This is a genomic window from Pseudomonas sp. 2VD (assembly GCF_005503585.1).
In the GTDB taxonomy this organism is placed as follows: domain Bacteria; phylum Pseudomonadota; class Gammaproteobacteria; order Pseudomonadales; family Pseudomonadaceae; genus Pseudomonas; species Pseudomonas aeruginosa.
Genome location: NZ_SCND01000561.1, coordinates 1 through 2,385 on the forward strand (window position 1 = coordinate 1; position 2,385 = coordinate 2,385).

Here is a 2,385-nt window from a genome sequence, read left to right on the forward strand (position 1 = left end):
CTTGCTGTACTGCTCGCTGGCCAGCACCGGCACGTCCAGTGCGCGGGCCACGCGCAACAACCACTGGCTGTACTCGACCAGCGCCGGGCCGTCGTCGATGGCCGGCAGCAGGCGTTCCTGGATATCGACCACCAGCAGGGTCGAGGTTGCGGCGCGGATCAGCATGGCGTCCTCCTTCGGTTCGACGTCTCGGTTCGTCTGGCTTAGGCTTGCACGGCACGGGCGCCATGGACAGCGCGTCCTCCCACAACCCTAGCAGGAGCCTGCGATGAATATCAGCCTGCATTTCGAATCGCGCCTGCAGGCCAGCCCCGAACAGCTCTGGCGGTGGATCACCTCGGTGGACGGGATACTCCGCGAGATACGCCCGTTGCTGAGCATGAGCGTACCGCCCGGTATCCACAGCCTCGAAGACCTGGAGGTGGTGCCCCGGCGCCCGCTGTTCCGCAGCCACATGCGCCTGTTCGGCTTGCTGCCGCTGGGCACTTCGCAACTGACCCTGCTGGAGCTGACGCCCGGCCGCGGCTTCATCGAACAGTCGCCGATGACCGGCATGCGCCTCTGGCGCCACGAGCGACGCATCCTGCCGGCTCCGGGCGAGGCCGGGGAATGCCTGCTGGTCGACCAGTTGACCGTGCGCCCGCTATTCGCCGCCGGGCTGGTACGCTGGTTCCTCACCCGCATCTTCCGGCATCGCCACCGGGTGCTCTGCCGGCAGTTCCGCACGGACCGCCGGTGACCCTCGGCTACGCTGAGGAGTGCGCCCGCCCGCATCCGCCATACCCTTCTGGAGAGCAGCACAAGGACCGCTCATGAATCGCATCAAGCACCTGCTCAAGGACCTCGCCATCCTGATCCGCGCCAACCTCTGGCTGATCCCGGTGATCGCCGCCCTGGTCGCCGCGGTGTTCTATTTCGTCGCCCCGCCGCCGCCGATGAGCGCGACCATGGCCACCGGCGCCGAGGGCGGCGGCTACGCCGTGTTCGCCGGCAAGCTCAGGGAAAAGCTCAAGGAACAGGGCTTCGAACTGAAGCTGGTGCCCAGCGCCGGCTCGCGCGACAACCTGGAGCGCCTGCTCGGCACCGGCGAGGTCGACATCGCCCTGGTCCAGAGCGGCCAGGAGCGCCAGCTCGAAGCCGGGCAGGCGCGCCAGTTGCAGACCCTCGGCGCGGTCTACCAGGAGCCGCTCTGGCTGTTCCACCGCAGCAACGTGCACATCGACCAGCTCAGCGACCTGCTGCACCTGCGCCTGGCCATCGGCAGCGACGGCAGCGGCACCCGCGCCGCCACCGAGGCGATCCTGCAGGCCAACGACATCGCCCCGGGACACTATCCGATCACCTGGGAAGCCCGCGGCGGCAACGCGGTGGTCGACGACCTGCTGGCCGGCAAGCTGGACGCGGCGTTCATCGTCGGCCCGGCGGAGAACCCGGCGATCCAGAAATTGGCCGACAACGACCAGCTTCGCCTGGTCAACTTCCGCCGCAGCGCCGCCTACGAGGCGCGCCTGCCGTTCCTCAAGCGGGTCGAGGTCGGCGAAGGCCTGCTCAACCTGCCGCGCAACGTGCCGGAACGAAACATCAGCACCCTGTCGCCGGTGGCCACCCTGGTGATCAACGAGCGCTTCCACCCGGCGCTGATCCCGCTGGTGCTGGAAGCCGCCCGCGAGGTGATGAAGGACGGCAGCCTGCTCGACAAGCCCGGCGCCTTCCCCAGCGCCGAGCCGCGCACCCTGCGCCTGCACGAGGACGCCGAGCGCTACTACAAGAGCGGCCTGCCGCTGCTGCAGCGCTACCTGCCGTTCCGCATCGCCTCCCTGGCGGACCGCTACATCATCCTGCTGATCCCGTTCATCGCCATCCTCATCCCGCTGATGAAGTCCATCGGCCCGCTGTATCGCTGGCGCATCCGCGCGCGCATCTACCGCTGGTACCGCTACATCCGCGACATCGACCGCAAGCTCGACAGCGGCACCGACGCCGAGCAACTGAGAAGCGAGATCGAACGGCTGGAGAAACTGGAGAGCGAGCTGAACACCGTGGAGGTGCCGCTCTCCTACTACCACGAGCTGTACGAGCTGCACCTGCACCTGAACTTCGTGATCAAGCGCCTGCACGGTCTGCAGGAACGCCAGGCGACGCAGGCAGAAGCCGGCAACCTCGGGTAAACTGGCCGATCCGCGGGCGCGCCAGCGGCGTGTCCCGCAGCATCGCGGAAACCTGCGCGGCGCCGCCGATTACCTGAAAGGTCGAACCTGACATGCCGATCCATCACGCCATCGTCCACCTGATCGAGAAGAAGCCCGACGGCACCCCGGCCGTGCTCCACGCGCGCGACGCCGAGCTGGGCGACTCCCAGGCCATCGAGAACCTGCTGGCCGACCT

Annotated in this window: 2 protein-coding genes and 2 pseudogenes; 3 read left to right on the forward strand and 1 reads right to left on the reverse strand. The window is 68.1% G+C overall.

The features are described 5' to 3' along the window. A pseudogene (locus FFS27_RS31655) lies at nt 1-165 on the reverse strand (isochorismatase family protein); the annotation flags it as partial. Between the two features lie 103 nt (nt 166-268). Here FFS27_RS31655 and FFS27_RS31660 point away from each other — a divergent pair. The 3 genes and pseudogenes from FFS27_RS31660 to FFS27_RS31670 form a co-directional block, all read left to right on the forward strand. Beyond that, nucleotides 269-739 (forward strand): hypothetical protein, encoded by a 471-nt coding sequence (locus FFS27_RS31660; protein ID WP_009313437.1) that lies wholly within the window; start codon nt 269-271, stop codon nt 737-739. A gap of 73 nt (nt 740-812) precedes the next feature. After that, on the forward strand, nt 813-2,168 hold the full coding sequence (locus FFS27_RS31665) for a TAXI family TRAP transporter solute-binding subunit (RefSeq protein ID WP_003111143.1): 1,356 nt from the start codon (nt 813-815) through the stop codon (nt 2,166-2,168). A gap of 92 nt (nt 2,169-2,260) precedes the next feature. Beyond that, nucleotides 2,261-2,385 (forward strand): annotated as a pseudogene (locus FFS27_RS31670) (nucleoid-associated protein YejK); the annotation flags it as partial.

What these genes read in the sequence shown, in the direction of transcription:
- FFS27_RS31665 (WP_003111143.1), top strand. Translation starts at nt 813, where the DNA reads ATGAATCGCATCAAGCACCTGCTCAAGGACCTCGCCATCCTGATCCGC.
- FFS27_RS31660 (WP_009313437.1), top strand. Translation starts at nt 269, where the DNA reads ATGAATATCAGCCTGCATTTCGAATCGCGCCTGCAGGCCAGCCCCGAA.